The following is a 705-nucleotide window of genomic DNA, read 5'->3' on the forward strand; positions in this document are numbered from 1 at the left end:
TAGCTTTGATTTTATCCATTTCTCTTTTTGCTTTATAACTTCGGTAGGATCCATATTTGGTGGAACTATAACCTTGATTTCACCCAAAGGATCTATTTCAATTCTAGGGTATTTTACATTTCGTGTAATGATTTTATAGTTTAACCCCACCTTTTGAGCACCTCCATGATTTCATCTCTGGTTCTGATGACGTTATCTATTTCACCTTTATACTTCCTGACTAGAAATCGCATAACTTCTCTGGAGATGGTGCTTATTATATCGCTTTTTTCTTGCCATCTTGGAAATCTTAGATCTTCAGTTTCATTGAGAAGAGTTTTTGTATCTTCTATTAATCGCGGATTGTCACCTACGTGCCGTTTTAAAATAGTCACAATGGAATACTCTAGCTCACTTAAATTCAATTTCTTCTTTTCCTCTTCTCTTTCTTGGATTTGTTGAGCAATCTTCAATATTTCTTTATAGAGCTTAGCTATTTCTTCTTTCTTGTGCTTCCACCTTTCCACAATGCTTTCCACTTGTTCCACGAGATCTTCTGTAAGAGGACCACGATGAACGTTTATGTATCTCCTAACAGCAAATAGCAAGTCAGTAAACATTCTCTCGTTGGGTTTCTGCTTTGTAATCTTCTCCAAAAATTTTTCATCAATTTCTATTATCGGGAAATCTTTAGTAATCTTTCCGATGTCTACAGTTCTATGAATG

The 705-nt window shown here is 35.0% G+C and carries 1 pseudogene; it reads right to left on the minus strand.

Annotated features, from left to right (window positions below):
- Positions 1-140: 140 nt before the first annotated feature.
- Positions 141-705: pseudogene (locus E3E37_RS10710) on the minus strand (restriction endonuclease subunit R); the annotation flags it as partial.

It is taken from the genome of Thermococcus sp. ES12 (assembly GCF_012027515.1).
Taxonomy (GTDB): Archaea; Methanobacteriota_B; Thermococci; order Thermococcales; family Thermococcaceae; genus Thermococcus; species Thermococcus barossii.